Source organism: Streptomyces sp. NPDC001381 (assembly GCF_042895685.1).
Lineage (GTDB): Bacteria > Actinomycetota > Actinomycetes > Streptomycetales > Streptomycetaceae > Streptomyces.
Map to the genome: position 1 here is coordinate 816,992 of NZ_JBIAWO010000002.1, position 19,853 is coordinate 836,844.

At 72.9% G+C, this 19,853-nt stretch carries 20 protein-coding genes and 1 pseudogene; 6 read left to right on the top strand and 15 right to left on the bottom strand.

Features of this window, described 5'->3' with window-relative positions:
* Window positions 1-68: 68 nt before the first annotated feature.
* The 3 genes from ACFY2L_RS10745 (at window position 69) to ACFY2L_RS10755 (ending at window position 2,733) form a co-directional block, all read left to right on the top strand.
* Window positions 69-314: a hypothetical protein gene (locus tag ACFY2L_RS10745; RefSeq protein WP_390656572.1), complete on the top strand. Its 246-nt coding sequence runs from the start codon at window positions 69-71 to the stop codon at window positions 312-314.
* Between the two features lie 3 nt (window positions 315-317).
* A complete protein-coding gene (locus ACFY2L_RS10750; RefSeq protein WP_055631619.1) occupies window positions 318-695 on the top strand; it encodes a hypothetical protein in 378 nt (125 codons plus the stop codon).
* Between the two features lie 409 nt (window positions 696-1,104).
* On the top strand, window positions 1,105-2,733 hold the full coding sequence (locus ACFY2L_RS10755) for a ricin-type beta-trefoil lectin domain protein (RefSeq protein WP_390822064.1): 1,629 nt from the start codon (window positions 1,105-1,107) through the stop codon (window positions 2,731-2,733).
* A gap of 25 nt (window positions 2,734-2,758) precedes the next feature.
* Here the strand turns inward: ACFY2L_RS10755 and ACFY2L_RS10760 are convergent, their stop codons facing one another.
* From ACFY2L_RS10760 to ACFY2L_RS10770, 3 genes are all read right to left on the bottom strand, one after another.
* Window positions 2,759-3,928 (bottom strand): lactate 2-monooxygenase, encoded by a 1,170-nt coding sequence (locus ACFY2L_RS10760; RefSeq protein ID WP_390656574.1) that lies wholly within the window; start codon window positions 3,926-3,928, stop codon window positions 2,759-2,761.
* Window positions 3,929-3,994: 66 nt separating this feature from the next.
* Window positions 3,995-4,633 carry an alpha/beta fold hydrolase gene (locus ACFY2L_RS10765; RefSeq protein WP_390822065.1) on the bottom strand — a complete coding sequence of 213 codons (639 nt, stop codon included), beginning with the start codon at window positions 4,631-4,633 and terminating at the stop codon, window positions 3,995-3,997.
* Window positions 4,634-4,768: 135 nt separating this feature from the next.
* Window positions 4,769-5,353 carry a hypothetical protein gene (locus tag ACFY2L_RS10770; protein WP_390822066.1) on the bottom strand — a complete coding sequence of 195 codons (585 nt, stop codon included), beginning with the start codon at window positions 5,351-5,353 and terminating at the stop codon, window positions 4,769-4,771.
* A gap of 335 nt (window positions 5,354-5,688) precedes the next feature.
* Between ACFY2L_RS10770 and ACFY2L_RS10775 the strand changes: the two genes are divergently transcribed.
* Entirely contained in the window at window positions 5,689-6,123 is a 435-nt protein-coding gene (locus ACFY2L_RS10775) for a protease inhibitor (RefSeq protein ID WP_390656577.1), read from the top strand.
* 139 nt (window positions 6,124-6,262) lie between these two features.
* Here the strand turns inward: ACFY2L_RS10775 and ACFY2L_RS10780 are convergent, their stop codons facing one another.
* From ACFY2L_RS10780 to ACFY2L_RS10810, 7 genes are all read right to left on the bottom strand, one after another.
* Window positions 6,263-6,619 (bottom strand): STAS domain-containing protein, encoded by a 357-nt coding sequence (locus ACFY2L_RS10780; protein WP_390656578.1) that lies wholly within the window; start codon window positions 6,617-6,619, stop codon window positions 6,263-6,265.
* A 112-nt stretch (window positions 6,620-6,731) separates the two neighbouring features.
* The gene (locus ACFY2L_RS10785) at window positions 6,732-6,974 is read right to left on the bottom strand and encodes a CDGSH iron-sulfur domain-containing protein (protein WP_390656579.1); all 243 of its coding nucleotides are present in this window, start codon (window positions 6,972-6,974) and stop codon (window positions 6,732-6,734) included.
* On the bottom strand, window positions 6,955-7,629 hold the full coding sequence (locus tag ACFY2L_RS10790) for a HemK2/MTQ2 family protein methyltransferase (protein WP_390822067.1): 675 nt from the start codon (window positions 7,627-7,629) through the stop codon (window positions 6,955-6,957). Before ACFY2L_RS10790 ends, ACFY2L_RS10785 begins: the two co-directional genes overlap by 20 nt.
* Entirely contained in the window at window positions 7,630-8,649 is a 1,020-nt protein-coding gene (locus ACFY2L_RS10795) for an iron-containing redox enzyme family protein (protein WP_390656581.1), read from the bottom strand.
* A gap of 39 nt (window positions 8,650-8,688) precedes the next feature.
* The gene (locus ACFY2L_RS10800) at window positions 8,689-8,862 is read right to left on the bottom strand and encodes a hypothetical protein (RefSeq protein WP_390656582.1); all 174 of its coding nucleotides are present in this window, start codon (window positions 8,860-8,862) and stop codon (window positions 8,689-8,691) included.
* A 28-nt stretch (window positions 8,863-8,890) separates the two neighbouring features.
* Window positions 8,891-9,895, bottom strand: a complete 1,005-nt coding sequence (locus ACFY2L_RS10805) for a Ppx/GppA family phosphatase (RefSeq protein WP_390656583.1) — start codon at window positions 9,893-9,895, stop codon at window positions 8,891-8,893.
* A gap of 129 nt (window positions 9,896-10,024) precedes the next feature.
* Complete coding sequence (locus tag ACFY2L_RS10810) at window positions 10,025-11,527, bottom strand: MFS transporter (protein ID WP_390656584.1); 1,503 nt, start codon at window positions 11,525-11,527, stop codon at window positions 10,025-10,027.
* A 158-nt stretch (window positions 11,528-11,685) separates the two neighbouring features.
* On the opposite strand from ACFY2L_RS10810, the pseudogene ACFY2L_RS10815 reads away from it, so the two are divergent.
* Together ACFY2L_RS10815 and ACFY2L_RS10820 are read left to right on the top strand one after the other, a co-directional pair.
* Window positions 11,686-12,042: pseudogene (locus tag ACFY2L_RS10815) on the top strand (VOC family protein); the annotation flags it as partial.
* Between the two features lie 96 nt (window positions 12,043-12,138).
* Entirely contained in the window at window positions 12,139-12,639 is a 501-nt protein-coding gene (locus ACFY2L_RS10820) for an SRPBCC domain-containing protein (protein ID WP_390822405.1), read from the top strand.
* Window positions 12,640-12,656: 17 nt separating this feature from the next.
* On the opposite strand, the gene ACFY2L_RS10825 is transcribed toward ACFY2L_RS10820, so the two are convergent.
* From ACFY2L_RS10825 to ACFY2L_RS10845, 5 genes are all read right to left on the bottom strand, one after another.
* Window positions 12,657-15,473, bottom strand: a complete 2,817-nt coding sequence (locus ACFY2L_RS10825) for an NHLP bacteriocin export ABC transporter permease/ATPase subunit (RefSeq protein WP_390822068.1) — start codon at window positions 15,471-15,473, stop codon at window positions 12,657-12,659.
* Between the two features lies 1 nt (window position 15,474).
* Window positions 15,475-17,697, bottom strand: a complete 2,223-nt coding sequence (locus tag ACFY2L_RS10830; protein WP_390656587.1) for an NHLP family bacteriocin export ABC transporter peptidase/permease/ATPase subunit — start codon at window positions 17,695-17,697, stop codon at window positions 15,475-15,477.
* Complete coding sequence (locus ACFY2L_RS10835) at window positions 17,694-18,500, bottom strand: HlyD family efflux transporter periplasmic adaptor subunit (protein ID WP_390656588.1); 807 nt, start codon at window positions 18,498-18,500, stop codon at window positions 17,694-17,696. Before ACFY2L_RS10835 ends, ACFY2L_RS10830 begins: the two co-directional genes overlap by 4 nt.
* An 84-nt stretch (window positions 18,501-18,584) precedes the next feature.
* Complete coding sequence (locus ACFY2L_RS10840) at window positions 18,585-18,800, bottom strand: type A2 lantipeptide (protein WP_390656589.1); 216 nt, start codon at window positions 18,798-18,800, stop codon at window positions 18,585-18,587.
* Between the two features lie 475 nt (window positions 18,801-19,275).
* The gene (locus tag ACFY2L_RS10845) at window positions 19,276-19,689 is read right to left on the bottom strand and encodes a PaaI family thioesterase (protein WP_390822069.1); all 414 of its coding nucleotides are present in this window, start codon (window positions 19,687-19,689) and stop codon (window positions 19,276-19,278) included.
* Window positions 19,690-19,853 lie beyond the last annotated feature (164 nt).

Here is a 19,853-nt window from a genome sequence, read left to right on the forward strand (position 1 = left end):
GTACCGCCCGGACACTCGCTTGACCTGGGGATATTTACGAGTCAGTACCCGGGCGGTACCGTGAGGGCATGCCAGCCCTCAATGTGGAGTTCAGCGATCGCGAGCTGGAGGACCTGCGGCAGATCGCCAAGGAGCGCGGTACGTCGATGAAGGCACTCGTGCGGGAGGCGGCCGCCGCCGACATAGCGCGGCACCGGGCGCTGCAGGAGGGCGCGGAGGCCTTCCGGACCTTCTTCGCCTCCCATGCCGACGAGTTCGCCGCCGCCTTCCCCGACGACGAACCGTCCGCCAAGGGCGAGGGGCGGGTCGCCTGACCGATGACACCCGTCATCCACATCGACGTGCCCTGGCTGCTCCAGCGCCACGAAGAGGTCCTGCCGGACCAGCCCACCGTCAACGACTTCTCCGCGCTGGTCGCGGCCGTCGCCCGGCACCGGGTCGACCCGCCCCGGCTCGGCGTCGACTCCGACCCGGCCTGGCGGGCCGCCGCCCTGCTGCACACCCTCGCCCTGCTCAAGCCCCTGCCCTCGGCCAACGCCCGTTTCGCCTGTGCGACGGCGGTGGCGTACATGTTCGTCAGCGGCGTCGGTATCGACCCGCCCTACGGCGCGCTAGTCGACCTGGCCCGGGACCTGATCGACGGCAAGACCGACGTCTACGGCGCGGCGGACCGGCTGCGGTCCTGGCAGATATAGCCGTCTCGGGAGCTCGTGGGCCGCCGGCCGAGGGCGGGAGGAACAAGGCCGGCGGCCGTGTCGCGCAGGAGAGCCGCCGTCCTGCACGGGGCCTCCGAGGAAGTGGCCGGTTCCAGTCCACTACGCGCCGCACCCGCCGGGAAGGTGCGCGACGCCCGTACACGTGCGCGTGTTTCACACGGGGCGCAGGAAACGGACCAAAGGAATGCCGTGGGGCATTCGGCCTGCCGTGTTGTCGACATTCTTTCAACAAGGGGCAGCTTGTCCGCGCGCCTTGTTGCGCGCGACTCACTTGTGCAAAGGTGAACCCTCCGAGCGGGGGGTGACGGCCGGGTCCCTGTGTGCGCCGCGGAGGCGGACACGCGCTCCCCGTCGCGCCGAACCAGGTACGTACCAAAGGAACCACTCAGTGCCCACCCCCCAGCCCCGTCGTCCCCCCTACCCACCGCCCGGAGGTGGCCCCGGGGAATCCGACGAGTCCCTCGCCGCCGGGATTCGCGGAGGCACGGACAACGAAGTCGCCGAGTCCACCGCGCTGTTGATCGCCCGGCACTGGCGGCCGGTGCACGAGTACGCGGTGATCTGCCTCGCTTCCTCCTCGAGCGCCGCGAACATGCTCACCGCGGCCGCCGTGCACCAGGTCTTCGACCGGCTGAAGCTGGGGGAGCCGGGCACGGCGCTGCGCCCCCGACTGCTGGTGACCGTACGGGACATGGCCCGGCTGTGGGCCGCCGACGAGAACATATCCGGGGTCCTGCCGGTGCTGAAGAAGCCCGCCGGGGCCCGGGGGATGCGGGCCGCGAAGTCCCTGATCCCGGAGAACCGGGTGCTGGCCGAGCGCTCCTTCCAGAGCCTGCCCGCCGTCGCCCGCTGCGTGCTGTGGCACGTGGAGGTCGAGGCCGAGTCGGTCACCGAGGCCGCCGGGCTGCTCGGCATGGACACCGACACTGTCGCCGGCGTCCACGAACAGGCCCGGGACAAGCTCCGCGAGGGCCTGGTCCGCGCGCACCGGGACCTCGCCCCGAGCAAGGAGTGCCGCTTCCACAACCGTCTCCTCGACGTGCCCATCCGCCGCGGCGGCGAGCTGCTGCCGGACGTGCGCAAGCACCTGGACGAGTGCCGCTACTGCCGCGCCGCCGCCGAGCAGCTCGGCCACTTCGAGGGCGGGCTCGGCGTCCTGCTCGCCGAGGCGGTGCTGGGCTGGGGCGCCCGCCGCTACCACGACTCGCGCCCCGGGCGGGCCAAGCAGCAGACCGCCCGGATCAGGGGCTCCGCCCGGCACCGGGGCGGACGTCCGCGCGGTGGCAGGCTGCTCTCGCGCATCCCCTCGCCGCGCCGTCGCGCCGACGGGGAAACGCGGTCCCCACGCGCCCTGTTCACCGGTGTGGGCCTCGCCTCGGCCGGTCTGCTGACCACCTTTCTCGCCGCCGGCATGTGGGTGGACGACGGCGGCGCCGACCCGGCCGCCTCCACCAGCGGCGTCGTCCCCGGCCCCGACGCGCCGAGCGCCAGCGCCTCCCCGACGGCCCCCGGCACCGTCCATCTGCCCACCGCACCCCAGCGGACCAGGCTGCGCAACGCCGAGGCCGACCTCTGCCTGGACATCCGGGGCGAGGCGAAGGCCGGCGCGGCCCTCGAACTCGCCGACTGCGGCACCGACGTCACCCAGCAGTGGTCGTACGCCGAGGACGGCCAGCTGCGCAGCGCCGCCCAGCCCGATCTGTGCGTGGACTCCCACGCCGACGCCGGCGTGGTCATCCTCGGGGACTGCGTGGACGCGGGGGAGGCCCGCGCCGACGACGTCCGTTACGACTTCACCGCCCAGGGCGAACTGCTGCCCGGCTGGGACGACGCCCTCGCCATGGCCTCCGCGGGCACGGAGCCGGGCGCCGACGTCGTGGTGAAGGTCCGTGACCGCTCCGCCGGCCAGCGCTGGCTGCCCGACACGGCCTCGGCCACCCCCGGTTCCCTGGCCGTCACCGGCACGGACGCACCCGCGCAGGCCCAGCCGGTCGACCTGTCGGAGGGCACCGCCTGAAGTCCGCCCCGTCCCGGGGCGTCCGTCACTCCGCTTCCCCGGCCAGGTCCTCGGGGCCGACGGTCGTCGGAGTGGCGTGGCCGGACAGGGCCAGGGTGAGGTCGAGTTCGGCCAGCAGGCAGCGGATGACGTGTTCGACGCCGGGCTGTCCGTCCAGGCCGAGGCCGTAGACGTAGGGGCGGCCCAGGAGGACCGCCTCGGCGCCCAGGGCGAGGGCCTTGAAGACGTCGTCGCCGGTGCGCACACCGCTGTCGAACAGGACGGTGAGACGGTCGCCGACCGCCCGCGCGACCCGGGGCAGGGCGTCGGCCGCGGCGACGGAACCGGCCACCTGCCGGCCGCCGTGGTTGGATACGACCACGCCGTCCATCCCCGCCTCGGCGGCGAGCCGGGCGTCGTCCGGGTGCAGGACGCCCTTGAGGACGATCGGGCCGTCCCAGTTCTCGCGCAGGAACGCCAGGTCCGGCCAGGTCTTGCCGGGGTCCGCGAACAGGCTGACGAAGTGCAGCACGGCCGCGTTCAGATCCTCGTGCACGGGCTTGGCCAGGCCCGCCAGGAAGGCCGGGTCCGAGAAGTAGTTGGCCGTGCCCACCCCGTGCAGGAACGGCAGGTACGCCTGGTCGAGGTCGCGCGGGCGCCAGGCCAGGAGCGGGGTGTCGAGGGTGACGACGAGCACCGTGAAGCCGCTCGCCCTCGCCCGGTTCAGGAAACTCCGGGTCACCTCCCGGTCCTTGGACCAGTACAGCTGGAACCAGCGCTCGGCGTCCCCCATCGCCTCGGCCACCTGCTCGATCGGCGTGCTGGACGCGGAGGACAGGATGTACGGCACTCCCTGCGCGGCCGCCGCCCGGGCCGCCGCGGACTCGGCCTCCGGGTGCATGATCGACAGCACCCCGACCGGCGCCAGGGCCAGCGGCGCGGGCAGGGCTCGGCCGAGCACCTCCACCGACAGATCCCGCTCGTGCACGTCGCGCAGCATGCGCGGCACGATCCGGCGGCGCTCCAGGGCCGCCCGGTTCGCCCGCGCCGTGCTGCCGTCACCCGCGCTGCCCGCCACGTAGCCGACCGGTCCCGGCCCGAGCCGCTGCTCGGTCAGCGTCTCCAGCCGGGTCAGATCGGTGGGCAGCCGGGGGACCTTGCCGGTCATCCCGCTCAGGTAGATCTCGTACTGGAAGTCCGCCCAGTGCTTCGCCATCCGTACGTTCCGCCTCTCGTCGTCGAGCCCGCGTGCACGGTGACGATACCGGCGCCGGTACGCAGGTCAGCGGCTCGCGGCCGACTCCCTGAGGATCCGGGCCAGTTCGCCCGGCCGCGAGAACATCGGCCAGTGGCCGGTGTCCAGTTCGACCAGCTCCCACCGGTCGCCCTTCAGCAGCTCGGCCACGGCGGGCGGCGGCGCGTCCCCGTCGAGCAGGCACTTGACGTACGTCGAGGGCAGGTCGCCGGGCGAGCCCTTCAGCACGGCGGGTTCGGTGAGCGTGGCGCCGGGGTGCGCGGTGCCCTCGGACCGGATGCGGGCGATCTGCTCGGCGGTCAGCTCCTGGCCCTCGGCGCCGTCCCCGTCGAGCGGCGGCCAGAAGCCGCCGTGGGCGTCGATCGAGGCGCGGACGTGATCGCTGGGCCATCCCGACAGGAAGGACTCCCCGTCGAAGGGGACGCTCGCGTCGACGTACACCACCCTTCTCAGCCGCTCACCGATCCGCTCCGCCGCCTGCCCGACCGGGACACCGGAGTAGCTGTGCCCGACCAGGACCACGTCCCGCAGGTCCAGCCGCTCGACCTCGTCGACGATGTCCTGCACGTGCCTCTGCCCTCCCGCGGGGACACCCTGCTTCTCGGCGAGTCCCGTCAGGGTGAGCGGGTGGGCGTCGTCGCCGGCGGCGCGCAGTGCGGCCGCCACCTCGTCCCACGCCCACGCACCCAGCCACCAACACGAAATCGGTCATGCCCGCACCGTAGCGGAGGGGTCTGACAACGGCCCCTCGTCAACTCCCGTCTCCCCAGCCGCGATCGACGGGGGTGCAGGGACGGGGGTCTACGCGTCGGGGGAGTCCTGCGCGTCCTCGGCGTCATGCGCGTCCCCCGCCTCCTGCGCCTCCTGCGCGTCCGGTCCCTGGGCCCGCACCCGCTGGACATGCTCCAGGGACTCCCGCAGTTCGGCGAGCCAGTCGTCGGTGTGCCGCTGGACCAGCCGGACGCACCAGGCGAGCGCGTCGCTGCGGCTGCGTGCCACCCCGCCGGCGATCAGGGTGTCCAGGACCTGGCGCTCGGGCTGCCGCAGCCGGGTCATGACCGGCGCCGCCACATGCGTGAACAGGGCGCGCTCCCCGCCGCACACCACGCCCCAGGACACCTTCCGGCGGAACCGGTGCTCGGCGTCCCGGGCCACCGCCATCCGGGCCTCCCGGGTGCGCTCCCGGAACTCCTGGATCCGGGCGGACACGGCCGCCTCGCGTTCGGCGGCGGAGGCGTCCCCGGCCAGCCGGGGCGCGGGCACGCGGCCGATCACCGTGATCTCCTCGCGGTCCACGGCCACCTCGACGAGTTCCTCGAACAGGTCGTCGGGCAGCCGCCCGGCGAACCAGCCCCTCAGCTTCTCTCTCTGCTCCGAAGTAATCATGTAATGACGATTACTCCGCTGGTCCATGAACACAAGGGATCGCGAAGGAGTCCGCCGAAGGCGAAAAGAGGGCAGGAGCGGAATGTTTCAGGCCGATTAACGAACCGGTGGGAACCGGCCATCCGGCCGAGAGGGGGGATCATGAAGCGCTTGCTTCCGGCGTTGGAACGTTCGAAGCCCGTGACTTCGCGCCACTGATTCAACACGCAAGGTTACTGAAACCTGTGGGGTCGATGTGAGTTTCGGCTGCGGACTCGGCAGACTCGCGCTCGCCGCTCCGGCACCGATCGCGCCGGCTGCGGCACACCCCCGAATCGAGCGGAAGGATGCACACAATGCGGAACACCGCGCGCTGGGCAGCGACCCTCGGCCTCACGGCCGCCACCGTCTGCGCACCCCTCACCGGGGCCGCGCTCGCCGCCCCGGCCGCAGCCCCGGCCTCGCTCTACGCCCCGTCCGCCCTGGTACTCACCCTGGGCCACGGCGAGAGCGCCGCCACCGTGGGCGCCGCCAGGGCCGTGACCCTGAGCTGCGCCCCCGGGCCCTCCGGCACCCATCCGGCGGCGGCCCTGGCCTGCGCGGAAATGCGCGCCGCCGGCGGCGACATCGACGCCCTGGCGGGCCCGGGCAGCGCCATGTGCACCAAGCAGTACGACCCCGTCGTCATCACCGTCGACGGCGTGTGGCAGGGCAAGCGCCTCTCCTACGAGCGCACCTTCGCCAACGAATGCGTGAAGAACGCTGCCGGGAGCAGCCTCTTCACCTTCTGAGACCGGGGTCGCGTGGCTTCCGTGGACGCCGCGACAGGCTCGTGACGTGGGGAGTGCGAGCCATTGGACACGGGACGACCGCGATCTCGTAACCCAGGGGCCGGACGGGCGGAGTGGGGCCGCCCGCCGGCCCCTGGGGTCATTCGGTACGGTTCCGGACGCCCCCGGGGACCGAGGTGAGCGGCGGGAAGCGGCCCAGCAGGCCCGTCGCACCGAGCAGCCGGTGCAGGTACGGCTGGTCGCAGACCACCCGCAGCCTGCCCCCGGCCCGCACCGCCCGCTCCTGGGCCCGGCACAGCACCCGCAGCCCCGAACAGTCCAGGAACTCCACATCGCGCAGATCGACCAGGACGTCCGGGGCCGGCGCGGCCGTCGCCGCGTCCAGATGGTCCGCGACGAGGCCCGCCGTGGCCAGGTCTATCTCGCCCGCCACCTCCACCAGGGTGTACGGGCCGCTGACACGAGTACGCGCGTGCGGATTGGCCGGTGGCGTCATGTCCGTTCCACCTCGGCAGGGGGTGCTGTCGGAGCCGGTAGCTACCCCGGCGGGACGCACGGCATCCCTGCGCGGCGGGACGCAAGATCTAGTTCACTCGTCCCGGTGAATTTCAGGCCGATGGCTTGTCTTCCGGGTCCTCGGTCTTTCGGGCTCTGCGGAGGGAGTCCCGATGGCTGGTGTCGCACCAGGGGTAGCGGCGGCTGCGCCGGCAGGTGCACAGGGCGACCTGGAAGCGGTCGGAGGAGACCGTCGTCCCGTCCTCGAGTTCCACTTCCACGGGGCCCTCGACGAGCAGCGGCCCCCGGCGCTGGACACTGATCCGGCGCGGCCTGTCAGCAGGGGAGTTCGGCACGGACGACCACCAGCTCCTCGTTCTCCTCGTCGGCGGACAGCAGCCCCCGGGCCCGCAGCCAGTCCTCGCGAGCGCGCAGCACCGGCCCGAAGGGAACGCGGCGCCGCCGGGTCACCGAGGCCTTCAGACCCGAGGCGCGCAGGAAGCCGACCGTGCTTCCGGGGTCGCTGAGCGCGGAGTGCACCATCAGCAGCACCCCGCCGGGCCGCAGCAGCCCGGGTGCCTCACGGCAGATCCGGTCCAGCAGCAGCCGGCCGTCGCCGCCCGCGTCCCAGGCCCGGGCCGTGCCCTGCGGAACCCGGTCACCGGCCGGCGCCGGAACGTACGGCGGGTTGCTCAGGATCAGGTCGAAGGACAGCCCGCGCACGGGGTCGAAGAGGTTTCCGCGCCGCACCCGCACCGGCAGCCGCTCCCGCCAGGCGTTCAGCCGGGCCGCGTACACCGCCCGGCGCGACACGTCCACCGCGGTCACCCGCGTGCCGCGCCGCGCCGCCGCCAGGGCCAGCGCGCCGGAACCGGTGCCCACGTCCAGGACGCGGGCACCCGGTGACAGCGGTTCTTCGGACAGCGCCCCGGCCAGCAGGGCGGTGTCCTCCTGTGGGGCGTACACGCCCGGGAGCACCAGTGGTTGCACGCGGATCAAGTACCCCGGCATTCAGGAAATATGGGCTTTTTCGGAAGTTGCGGCGGCGGGGAGGGCCGTGCGCAGGGACGAGCGCCCCGCTCGCCAGGAGGTGAGCAGATGGTCGCCGAGACGGTCCTCCAGCAGACCGGTGGCGTCGACGCCGAACGCGACGTCCGGGGCGAGATGCGGCTCCTCGGCGAGCAGACCGCCGATGACGTCGTGCCGTACGACCTGCTCGTGCACCGCGTCGGCCTCCACGTGCTCGTCGTAGAAGTGGACGGCGGCGGGCCCGGCGTCCGCGCGGCGCATCGCCTCGGCGAGCCGGCGGGACCCGGGGGAGGAGGTGATCTCGACGGAGGCGAAGTGGCCCACCAGGGCGCCCCGCAGGGAGCGGTGCAGGCCGAACAGGGACATCAGGTTGACGGTGGCGAGCGTCTGCGCGCACGCGGCGTCGAGATAGCGGCCGTAGGCGGTGTCCAGGCCGAGGTCCGTCATCAGGTGCGCGAACAGGAGAGCGTGGACCCGGTCGGGCCGGCCGCCGCCGAACTCGTCGAACTCCACCGCCGCCATCGCCGCCTTGGCCCGTCCCCACAGCCGGGGCAGCACCCACGCGTGCGGGTCCGCCTCCTTGAGGTGGTACAGCGAGCGCTGGGCCGCGTACTCACGCAGGTGCCACAGCTCGCCCTCGGCGGCCAGGAAGTGGCTCACGCCCGTCCCGTCGACGGGCTCGACGAGAAGCTCCGCGAGTGCCTCGTCGACGGTGTCGTGGACGGGTGTGTCCTCCCGCAGGGCGGTCAGGAAGCGGTGCTCCAGCGCGGCGCGGACCCGGAGCAGGTCGGGGTCCCACTCGCGGTCCGCGGCCACGCCCGCGAGCCCCCGGTAGTGCAGCTCGTAGCAGAGGTAGAGGGCCAGCTGGAGATCGTCGCCGTAGGGGTCGGCGGACGCGACCGCCGCGGCGGGCGGGAGCGGACCCCTGTCCAGCAGGTATGCGGCCACGGCCGCCGAGACCGGGCCCCGGGCGGCCGGCAGCCGCGGACCTTCGTCTGTCATGCGCGCCGGGTACCCCGGTGGCGCCGGATCACCCCCGCGTCAGTCCCGCCGGGACTCCTCCCGCCCCCGCTGGTCGGGGGTGATGGCCTCGGCCGCCTCGCGCCGTCGGCGCCGCCGCTCGTCCTCGGGGTCGTCGGCGCGGGTCTCGGCGTCCTCTATCTCCCGCAGGACCTCTTCGAGCGCGCTCTTCGGGGGCTCGCGATCGTCGGACACGGCCGGCTCCTCACGTCGTCGGGTGCTCTCAGTGTCGCGCGACGCGCAGCGGCACCGGCTCCGGGGTGCCGGCCGCCTCGTCGGCGAGACGGGTGACCTCCGCCCACCAGGCCGCGCCGTCCTCGATGTGCCGCAGCATGACGCCCTCGCGGATCGCCCACGGGCAGACGGTGACCGTCCGCAGCCCGGTCAGCTTCATCGCCGTGTGTCCCACCACCGCCCCGGCGAGGCTCTGTGCGGCGCGCGGCGCGGAGATGCCGGGCAGCAGGGCGCGTTCCGCGGCGGGCAGCGAGGCCAGCCGTCCGACCGCGGCGCCCAGGTCGCGGCGGTGCATGACGCGGTCGACGAACGGGCCGTGCCGTCCGGGCGAGGCGCCGCACAGCCGGCCCAGCTGCTGGAAGGTGCGGGAGGTGGCCACCGCGGTACGCGGGCCCTCCCAGCGGATCCGGGCGGCCACGTCCCGGAGCTGATGGCGGACCCTGCGGCGCATCGCCCGGACGAGATCGGGGGACGGCGGGTCCTGACCGGCGAAGAAGTCGTGGGTCAGCCGGGCGGCTCCGAGCGGCAGCGAGGCCACGAAGTCCGGCAGCCGGCCCCGGCCGAAGGCCACCTCGAACGAGCCGCCGCCGATGTCCAGCAGCGCGAGCGGTCCGGACCGCCAGCCCATCCAGCGGCGGGCGCCGAGAAAGGTGAGTTCGGCCTCCACCTCGCCCGGCAGGGTGCACAGCGCGACACCGGTCCTGGTCCGCACCGCGCGCAGCACGTCCATCCGGTTCGGGGCGGCGCGCACCACGGCGGTCGCGAAGGCCAGGGGGCCCGTCGCACCCCACCGGTCGGCGGTCCTGGCCGCCGCGGCGACCGCGGCCACCAGCCGTTCCACGGCCTCCTCGGGAATCGGCGCCCCCGGTCTGACCTGCTCGGACAGCCGCAACCGCCATTTGGCCGTGTGCACCGGAAGCGGCACCCCGTCCTCCGCGTCCGCCACCACCAGCCGCACGGTGTTCGATCCCACGTCCAGCACACTGATTCTCATGGCCCGGCGCGTACCCAAAGCGACCCCTCCCTACGCTGAGCGACGCGCAGGAAGGGCCGCCGTCCCTCACGGACGGCGGCCCCTCGCTCCCCGGTGCGGCTCCCCGGACGGTCACACGGGCGGGGTCGCTCACATGTGGACGACCGGTGCGGCGTCCGCGTCCTGCCGCGGCACCCCGCGGCGGAAGAGCGCGAACGCGATCACCGCGCCCGCCGCGAACAGGCCCGCCGACCACCAGAACGCGGTCGTGTAGCTCTCGATGGTCGCCTGCGCCTGGACCAGCTTGCTGGTGGCGTCCCGGCCGGCCAGGTAGTCGGTCGCGGCGCTCGCGGCGAGGGTGTTCAGCAGAGCCGTACCGATCGAACCGCCCACCTGCTGCATGGCGTTGACCGTCGCGGACGCCACACCCGCGTCCTCGGCGGCGACCCCGCCGGTGGCCATCTGCATGGCGGGCGGCATGACCAGGCCGAGGCCGACGCCGATGACGATCAGCTGCGGCAGCACTGCGCTCGTGTAGCTGGAGCCCACGCCGATCCCGGTCAGCCAGGCCATGCCCGCCGCGGCGATCGCGAAGCCCAGCGGGATGACCGCCTTCGGTCCGACCCGGGGCACCAGGACCGTGGTGCCGACCTGCGCCGTCACCATCAGCGCGCCGACCATCGGCAGGAACGCCACGCCGGTCCTCGTCGGGCTGAAGCCCAGGTTGAGCTGCAGGTAGTAGGTGAGGAAGAGGAACACGCCGAACATGCCCGCGCCGGAGATCAGCACGGCGAGGAAGGAGGCCGCGCGGTTGCGGTCGAGCAGGATGCGCAGGGGCAGCAGCGGGTGCGCTGCGCGCGTCTGCCACCAGGCGAACGCCACCAGCAGCACGCCGCCCGCGATCAGGAAGCCCCAGGTCAGCGGTGAGCCCCAGTCGTGGGTCTCGGCGTTGGAGAAGCCGTACACCAGGGAGAACAGACCGGCGGCGACCAGCACGGTGCCGGGGACGTCCAGCTTGGAGCCGGCGGCGTCGCGGTGGTTGGCCAGCAGGACCCAGCCGCCCGCGAACGCGAGGACGGCGATGACCACGTTGACGTAGAGCGTCCAGCGCCAGTCGAGCGCGTCGGTCAGGACGCCGCCGAGCAGCAGCCCCACCGCGCCGCCCGCGCCGGCGATGGCGCCGTAGACGCTGAACGCCTTGGCCCGTTCCTTGGCGTCGGTGAACGTGGTGTTGAGCAGGGAGAGCGCGGCCGGTGCGAGCAGCGCGCCGAAGGCGCCCTGGAGCGCGCGGGCGGTGACCAGCATCTCGAAGTTGGTGGCGGCGCCGCCCAGCGCGGAGACGGCGGCGAAGCCGACGACCCCGACGAGGAAGGCGGTCTTGCGGCCGAAGAGGTCGGCTGTGCGGCCGCCGAGCAGCAGCAGCGAGGCGAAGGCCAGCGCGTACGCGGTGACGATCCACTGCCGGTTGCCGTCGGAGAACCCGAGGTCGGCCTGGGCCGAGGGCAGGGCGATGTTCACGATGGTGGCGTCCAGCACCACCATCAGCTGGGCCAGGGCGACGACCGCGAGGATCCACCACTTCCTGGTGGAGGCGTCGGGCGGCGCCTGTCCGGTGCCCGTGCGGGCGCCGTCCGTCAGGGTCTTCGAGGACATGGGGAAACCCCTCCAGGGAGGTGAGTGCAAGCGGGGAACGGCGAAGAGGCAAAGAACACGTAAACGAAACCGTTTCGTACACATCGAGGCTAGAACACTTTCAGCGAAACGGCAAAGTTTCGTTGGGAAGGGGGCGGGAGGGGCCTTAGCGTGGATCCATGCCGGAACTCGCCGGAATCCATCACGTGAAGATCCCCGTCACCGACCTCGACCGGGCCCGCGCGTGGTACGGCCGGGTGTTCGGCCTGAAGATCACGCACGAGTTCCCCGACGCGGACGGCGTCCTGCAAGGCGTGGGCGGCCCGGTCCCCGGGCTCGGGGACACCCTGCTCGCCCTGCGCGTGAACCCGGAGGCGGCGCACGGCTGCCGGAACTTCGACCCGGTCAGCTTCGGGGTCCGCGACCGCGCCGCCGTCGAGGCCTGGGCCGCCCACCTCGACACGCTCGGCGTCCCGCACTCCCCGCTCATCGAGGCCACCTTCGGCCGGCTGCTCGTCTTCGACGACCCCGACGGGATCCAACTGCACCTGTACGGTCCGGCGGAGCACGCCGCGGACCGCTCCGACCGCCCGGAAGACGGCAGGCCGGCCGCCTCCCCCGACCTCACCGGCATCCGCCTGACCCTGGACGACGGCCGCCCCGCCGTCCGCTTCACCCGCACCTACGCCCACCCGGTCGCCAGGATCTGGCACCTGGTCACCGACCCCGCGGAACTCGCCGGCTGGTTCCCGTCCCGGGTCGAGACGGAGCTGCGGCCCGGCGCCGCGATCAGGTTCAGCGGCGACCCCCGGACGCCGGAGTCGACCGGCCGCGTCCTCGCCGTGGACGCCCCCCGCCATCTGTCCTTCGCCTGGGGCGGCGACGAACTCCGCCTCGACCTGGAGACCGACGACGACGGCACCCGCCTCACCCTCACGAACGTCCTGGCGGCCGCCGACGCCTCGGCCCGCAACGCCGCAGGCTGGGAGGTGTGCCTGGCCGCCCTGGACGCCCTGGCGGCGAGCGGCGCGCCGGCCGCGTCCGACGGGGGCACCCGGTCGTGGGAGGCGTACTACCGTGCCTACGTCGAGGCGGGATTCCCGTCCGGCGCACCGGTGCCCGGCCACGGCTGACCGCGCCCGCACCCGGCCTACGCCAGCTGCCGCCGTACCAGCTCGTGCAGCCGCCCGCCCGTCTCCGCGAGCAGCCGCGCGGGCGGACCCTGCTGGGTCACCTTGCCGTTCTCCATGACGACGACCCGGTCGGCGTCCATCACCGTCGACAGCCGGTGGGCGATCACCACACGGGTGGCGTTCAGCTTCCGGGTGCTTTCGATGACCGTGCGCTGCGTCTCGTTGTCCAGGGCGCTGGTCGCCTCGTCGAAGAAGAGGATCCGCGGCCGGCGGATCAGCGCCTGGGCGATCATCAGGCGCTGGCGCTGGCCGCCGGAGACCGAGCCGCTGCCGGAGACGATGGTGTGCAGTCCCATCGGCATCCGCCGGATGTCCTCCGCGAGCCCCGCCAGCTCGGCGGCCGCCATCGCCTCCTCCGGCGTGTACGCCTCGGTGCCGCAGATGACGTCCAGGATCGACCCGGTGAACGGCTGCGCGTGCTGGAGCACGACACCGCACTGCCGGCGCACCGCCGACTGGTCGAGCGCGGCCAGGTCCTGGCCGTCGTACAGGACACTGCCCGAGAGCGGCCTGTCGAAGCCGATCAGCAGGCGCAGCAGGGTCGACTTGCCGCAGCCGCTGGGGCCCACGACGGCCACGAACTCGCCCGGCCGGACCTCGAAGGAGACGTCGTCGAGGACGAGGGGGCCGTCGTCGGAGTAGCGGAAGGACAGCCGGCGGGCCTCCAGGGCACCGGAGAGCGGGCCCGGACGGGTGCTCGCGGTGCGGACCTCGGGGCTCGCCTCCAGCACCGGGCGGATCTCCTCGAAGAGCGGCAGCGCGGCCACCGCCGACACGAACGCGCCGGTCAGCGAGGTGACCGAGGTGAGCAGCATCGTCATCGACGTGTGGAAGGTGAGGAAGTCCGCGGCCGACAGCGCGCCCCGCGCCGGACCCGCCAGCAGCATGAACATCAGCAGGGAGCACAGCGGCAGGTACACCGCGCCCAGCACCGCGCTGAGGTTCTTGATCCGGCCGAGCCGCTGCTGGAGCTCACGGCTGCGGGCGAACCGGTCCGCCCAGGCCGCGTACGCGTAGTTCTCGGCGGCCGCCACCCGCAGCTTCGGCAGCCCCCGCAGCGTCTGGAACGCCTGGTTGTTCAGCTTGTTGGAGAGCACCACCAGCCGCCGCTGCCAGCGCACCTGCCACAGTCCGAGGCCCAGGAAGACGGCCGCGACGACCACCAGCATCCCGATCGCGGCCAGCGCCATCGGGACGCTGTACCAGAGCAGCAGCCCCAGGTTCATCGCGCCGATCGTCACCGACTGCGCCACCGAGGGCCCCAGCCCCGCCAGCAGCCGGCGGATCGCGCTGATGCCCATGGCCGCACTGGCCAGTTCGCCGGTGGACCGCTCGGCGAAGAACCTCGTCGGCAGCCTCAGCAGCCGGTCCCAGACCGCCGGCTGGAGCGTCGCCTCGATCCGGCCCTCCAGGCGCAGGACGGTGAGGTTCTGCAGCAGCATGAACGCCGCCGCGACCACACTGCTGACCATCACGGCCAGACACACCCGCACGATCAGGTCCTGCTCGGCCCTCGGCACGTACTCACCGAGCACCTTGCCCGTGGCGATCGGCACCAGCGCCCCGACCGCCACCGTCACCAGGCCGCTCAGCAGCAGGTTCGCCAGGTCACCGCCCGTGCCCCGCATGCTGAACCGCAGCAGCCCGAGCGGGCTCGGAGCGCGTTCCGGCAGCGGCCGGTAGAACATGACCGCACGGGGCTCGAACTCCTCCGCGTTCGCCTTCTCCACGGGCGTCTCCCGCCCGGTCGTGGGATGGACGGCGACATAGCCGCCGCGCCGCCACAACAGCGCGACCGGCGCCCCCGACAGTGCCCGGTGGCCGACCAGCGGGCCCACGTCGTCCCGCCACCAGCGCCCGTCCAGCCGTACGGCGCGGGTGCGCACCCGGGAGGCCAGGGCGATCTGCTCGACCGGGTCCAGCCGGTCGTTGCCGGCGCCCATGTGCGCGGGTTCGGCGAGGACGATCCCGGCCGCCTCGGCGACCAGCGCGCACGCGGCGAAGGTGGCGTCCGCGTCGGCGGACGTCGCGCGCTGCCCCGGCCCCCGGCCGATCGAGGCCAGCAGTGTGCGGTCGGCCCGGTCGCGGACCGCCTCACCCGCCTTGATCCCGGCGGCGGTACGCGATGCGTGGGTGCGCTCCAGCTGCTCGATCCAGCGGTCCAGCGCGGTCAGCAGGCGGTACTGCTGGTCGACCATGGACTGCCACACCTGCGGGTCCATCAGCAGATCGGCGGCGGCCTCCGCGCCGTACAGGGCGCCGTACTGGACGCTGCCGGGCGGGACCTGCATCCAGAAGACGTCCTCGTCGGTGACCTCCGCGGCCTTCTCGCCGGCCATCGGCGCCTGGAAGAGGACGGACAGGCCCCGTCCGACGCCGAGTGCCAGGGCGTACTCCAGGGGGCTCGAAGCCGGCGGCACGTACTGGGGGTTGCCGTACTCGTCGTAGGACCAGGTCTGCGTCCCGGCGCTCTGGTACAGCTCGCGCAGACCGATGCGGTGGACCACACAGTCCCGCAACGGCCGTGCGAGCAGGGTGTGCTGGGCTCCCGCGACCGGGCCGAGCAGCAGCGAGCCCGCCTCCAGGCGGCCCAGGTGGTGCCAGTGGCCCTGCTCTTCGGCGTCCACCGCGAACAGGTCCAGGGCGCCGGACGCGACCAGCCACAGCACCTGAGGCCCTTCGAGGTCCAGACGGCCGAACCCGGCGCAGTCGACGCGAGCCCCCATGTGTCCCAGCGCGGCGAGCACGTAGTCGCCGTCCTGTACGGCCGTCATCTCAGCGCTCCCTGACCAGTGCCGCGTACGCCCCGCCGCGCGCGAGGAGTTCCTCGTGCCGCCCGCGCTCGACGACCGTGCCGTGCCGGAGGACCACGATCTCGTCGCTGTCGCGGACCGTGCTGAGCCGGTGGGCGATCACCACGCAGGCGCAGCCGCGCCGGCGCAGGTTGTCCATGACCTCCTGCTCGGTCTCCGCGTCCAGCGCGCTGGTCACCTCGTCCAGCACGAGGATGCTCGGCCGGCGCACCAACGCCCGTGCGATCTCCAGGCGCTGGCGCTGGCCGCCGGAGAAGTTGCGGCCGTCCTGCTCGACCCGGCTGTGGATGCCGCCGGGCCGGCGCAGCACGACGTCGTACAGCGCCGCGTCCCGCAGCGCCTCGATCACGGCGTCGTCCGGGATGGACGGGTCCCACAGCGCCACGTTGTCGCGGACCGTCCCCTCGAAGAGGAACACCTCCTGGTCGACGAAGGAGACGGACGCGGCGAGCGCCCCGCGCGGGATGTCCTCCAGCCGCTGCCCGTCGATGCGGATCACGCCCTCCCAGGGCGTGTACAGGCCCGAGATGAGCCGGGAGACGGTCGACTTGCCGCTGCCCGAGCCGCCGACCAGCGCCACCTGCCGGCCCGGCCCGACCGTCAGGTCGAACCCGGACAGCAGCGGCTGGTCCAGGGGGCTGTAGCCGAAGGTGATGTTCTCCAGCTCCACATGGCCCCGCAGCCGGCGGGTGGAGTCCGCGCCGGCACGGCGGTCGTAGAGCGGATCGGCGCGGAAGTTCTCCACGTCCTTGAGCCGTGCCACGTCCGCCGCGAAGTCCTGGATGCGGCCCGCCACGCCGTTCAGCCGGGTCAGCGGGGCCGTGAACCGGGTGACCAGCGCCTGGAAGGCGACCAGCAGGCCCACCGAGACATGGCCCTCGATCGCCCGCATCCCCCCGATCCACAGGATCAGCGCGCTGTTGAGGGTGGCGAGCGTCGGCGCGACCACGCCCAGCCAGGCGCTCGGCACCCCGAGCCGCTGCTGCTCCTCCAGCGTGGTCGCGTGCTGCCCGGCCCACTTGCGGAAGTAGCCGTCCTCACCGCCGGTCGCCTTCATCGTCTCGATCAGCTGCAGACCGGTGTACGCCGTGTTGGTGAGCCGCGCGTTGTCCGCGCGCAGCTTCGCCGTACGGGTCGCGCGCAGCCGGATCACGATCCGCATGGCGACGATGTTCAGCAGCGCCACGCCGACGCCGACGACCGTCAGCTGCGGATCGTAGGTGTAGAGCAGGACCGCGTACAGGACGACGACGATCGCGTCCACGCCCGCCGACGCCAGGTCGCGGGCCAGGGTCTCGGCGACGGCGTCGTTGGACTGGAGGCGCTGCACCAGGTCGGCCGGGCTGCGCTGGGAGAAGAAGGTCACCGGCAGCCGCAGCAGATGGCGCAGGAACCGGGCGCTGGAGAGGGTGGAGGAGATGATCCGGCCGTGGTGGAGGTTGGCCTGCTGGAGCCAGGTCAGCGCGACGGTCAGCAGGACGCAGGTGCCCATGGAGGCGAACAGCACCTCCAGCAGCGAGGTCTGACCGCCGATCAGGAACATGTCGATGTAGGTCCGGCTCAGCGCCGGCACGGCGGCACCGACCAGCACCAGCAGCAGGCTCGCCAGCACGGCGGCGGGCAGGGTGCCCGCGGTGCCGCGCAGCCGGGCCGGCATCGCGCCCAGCACGCCCGGCCGGCGCCCGCCCCGCTCGAAGCCGTCCCCCGGTTCCAGCACCAGCACGACACCGGTGAAGCTGCCGTCGAAGTCCTCCATCGGCACGAAACGGCGGCCCTTGCCGGGGTCGTTGACGAACACGCCCCGGCGGCCGAAGCGGCGGCCCATGCCGTCGTAGACGACGTAGTGGTTGAACTCCCAGAAGAGGATCGCGGGTGTCCTCACCTCGGCGAGGGCGGCCAGGTCCATCTGCATGCCCTTGGCGGTCAGACCGTAACCGCGCGCGGCCTTCAGCAAGTTGCTCGCCCGGGAGCCGTCGCGCGAGACCCCGCACGCGATGCGCAGCTCCTCCAGCGGGACGTGCCGGCCGTAGTGGCCGAGGACCATCGCGAGGGAGGCGGCGCCGCACTCCACCGCCTCCATCTGGAGGACCGTGGGCGTACGGACGGTCTTCACCCGGCTGCCGGGTACGGTGCGCCGCGGCGGTGCGGCCCGGCGCCGGCCGCGGGTCTCCTGGGTGGCGGTCACGGAAGCAGCCAATCGACGGGACGCTGGTCGGCCAGCCGGATCGAACCCGTGGCCATGGTCATGGAGGTGAGCCGGTACGGCGGTCCGTCCGCGGACGACCAGCGGTACCCGCTCTTCGTGGACGCCGACCTGTCGAGGCGCACCAGCACGGCCACCGGGCGCCCGTCCTCGGTGAACTGCTCGCCCAGCCGGCTGTCGCCCAGGAACGCGGCGATCTGCTGCGCCGACTGCGCCGTGCGGTCCACCGACTTCACATGACCGCGCAGGACGCCGTACTCCTGGGACGGCACGGTCTGCACGGTCAGGTCGACGGCCGCGTCCTCGGGGATCGACCCGGCGCTCTCCGCGGGGACGTACACGGTCGCGTACAGCGGGTCGCCGGCGTCGGCGACCTTCTCGACGGCGGCCACGTCCGCTCCGGTGGAGATGATCTGTCCGATGGTGGCGGCGAGCGCGGTGATCCGGCCCGCGGCGACCGTCCGCACCTCGGCGTCACCCTCGGCCGTACGCACCTTCAGCACGGGGGAACCGGCGGGCAGCCGGTCGCCCTCCTTCGCGAGGACGGCGGTGACCTGGCCGGCCGCCGGACTCTGCAGGATGTAGCTGCCCTCGCCGTGCGTGAGCACGGCGGGCGCGCTCACCGTGGACGCGACCGAACCGGTCACCGCCCACACGGACGCGGCCGCCATGACGACCACGGTCACGGACAGCACCAGCCATCCCTGGGGGCGCGCGAAACGCACCGGCAGGTCGAGTTCCTCCGGTGACTGGAGCTTGGTGAGGGCCTGTTGGCGGAACTGCACGGGCTTCTCTCGGGGGTCGGGGACGCCGACGAGTCCCGGAGCCGGGTGAGGGCTCCGGGACTCGGAAGGTCACACAGGGTGCGATCAGAGACCGGCGACCAGGTTGGTGACCGGGGCGGTGTTCAGACCGGTGACACCCTCGACGGTGCCCACGACCGTGTCGACCAGGCCGGAGACCGGGGCGACGCCGTCCACCAGGCCGGTGGCGGTGCCGAGGGCGTTCACCGACAGACCACCGGAGACGTTGTCGAGGTCGGCGTCGGAGATCTCGACGGTCTCAACCTGGGGGGTGGAGTTCATGATGGAACTTCCCTTCACATGGATATCTCATAAGGGGGAGCGGCCCCCTCTGGGGACAGATGACGGCCGCGACCGCGGGCCCGGGCCCCCGTTTCCGGGAGCCGCCGGACTCCTGCGGTGCGATGGATCAAAGCAGGTCTGCGGGTGGCGCATCCACTCAACCACCGCTCTCACCTGGGCACTTGCGTCACAGACGCGTCAAACGGTGCAGGTGCGCGCACGACTTGTCGCCCACTCCTTCACAGCTCGGACCGGATTCGCTCGGATGAGCGGCGGGGGCCGTCGCGGCGAATCCGACACTCCTGCCCCAATGACGTGGGCGCCGCCGGAGAGTTGTGCAGAATCCCCGCTCGCCGTGACCCGCTTGGGCAATCGATGTGCAGATTCCCTGAAGCGGGGATTCCGCTCGCCGTGGGGGACGGACCGTCAGGACCCGGTCACCGTCGGTGTTCGACGGTGTGCCGGGTCGCGGGGTTCAGCCGAGCAGCGCGTAGACCGTGCTCGCCCGCGCCGCCAGCTCACCCGTCCGCTCGGCCGTCATCGCGATGTCGGCGAACGCCATCCGGCGGCCCAGCTTGGTCAGGACCGCTTGGATCAGGACATCCGAATCGGCCACCGCCCGCTGGAACGAGGTGGACTGCTGCACCGTCGTCATGGGGACGAAGGCCCCCCGGGCGGCCGACACGGCGATCACCGTGGCCGTGTCCGCGGCCGCCATCAGCGCCTGCCCCGACAGGCCTCCGCCTTCCCGGGCCAGCGTCGGTGACCAGGGCAGACGCAACAGCGCGCGGTCCTCGCCGAGGCTCTCGACGGACAGGCCGAGGGCGCGCACCCAGGGCGCGAAGCAGTCGGAAAGGATCTTGTCGGCTTCGGTGGTCGTCATCGTCATATGGGCGATTGTTCCCCGCCCGGTTCCGTCAGGCGCCGGTCATGGCCGATTCCGTGTTTCGCAAAGGAAGTTGGCAAACGCGATTGAACGCATCACGCGCCCCCTGCGTACCCAAGGCCAACCAGGCGCCGCTGTACGGAGCTGCCGATCGCCGGCAGCCAGAC

Coding starts and splice junctions, on each gene's coding strand:
- ACFY2L_RS10795 (WP_390656581.1), bottom strand. CDS start 8,649: ATGACAGACGAAGGTCCGCGGCTGCCGGCCGCCCGGGGCCCGGTCTCG.
- ACFY2L_RS10775 (WP_390656577.1), top strand. CDS start 5,689: ATGCGGAACACCGCGCGCTGGGCAGCGACCCTCGGCCTCACGGCCGCC.
- ACFY2L_RS10810 (WP_390656584.1), bottom strand. CDS start 11,527: ATGTCCTCGAAGACCCTGACGGACGGCGCCCGCACGGGCACCGGACAG.
- ACFY2L_RS10805 (WP_390656583.1), bottom strand. CDS start 9,895: ATGAGAATCAGTGTGCTGGACGTGGGATCGAACACCGTGCGGCTGGTG.
- ACFY2L_RS10840 (WP_390656589.1), bottom strand. CDS start 18,800: ATGAACTCCACCCCCCAGGTTGAGACCGTCGAGATCTCCGACGCCGAC.
- ACFY2L_RS10845 (WP_390822069.1), bottom strand. CDS start 19,689: ATGACGATGACGACCACCGAAGCCGACAAGATCCTTTCCGACTGCTTC.
- ACFY2L_RS10825 (WP_390822068.1), bottom strand. CDS start 15,473: ATGACGGCCGTACAGGACGGCGACTACGTGCTCGCCGCGCTGGGACAC.
- ACFY2L_RS10780 (WP_390656578.1), bottom strand. CDS start 6,619: ATGACGCCACCGGCCAATCCGCACGCGCGTACTCGTGTCAGCGGCCCG.
- ACFY2L_RS10745 (WP_390656572.1), top strand. CDS start 69: ATGCCAGCCCTCAATGTGGAGTTCAGCGATCGCGAGCTGGAGGACCTG.
- ACFY2L_RS10790 (WP_390822067.1), bottom strand. CDS start 7,629: ATGCCGGGGTACTTGATCCGCGTGCAACCACTGGTGCTCCCGGGCGTG.
- ACFY2L_RS10760 (WP_390656574.1), bottom strand. CDS start 3,928: ATGGCGAAGCACTGGGCGGACTTCCAGTACGAGATCTACCTGAGCGGG.
- ACFY2L_RS10750 (WP_055631619.1), top strand. CDS start 318: ATGACACCCGTCATCCACATCGACGTGCCCTGGCTGCTCCAGCGCCAC.
- ACFY2L_RS10770 (WP_390822066.1), bottom strand. CDS start 5,353: ATGATTACTTCGGAGCAGAGAGAGAAGCTGAGGGGCTGGTTCGCCGGG.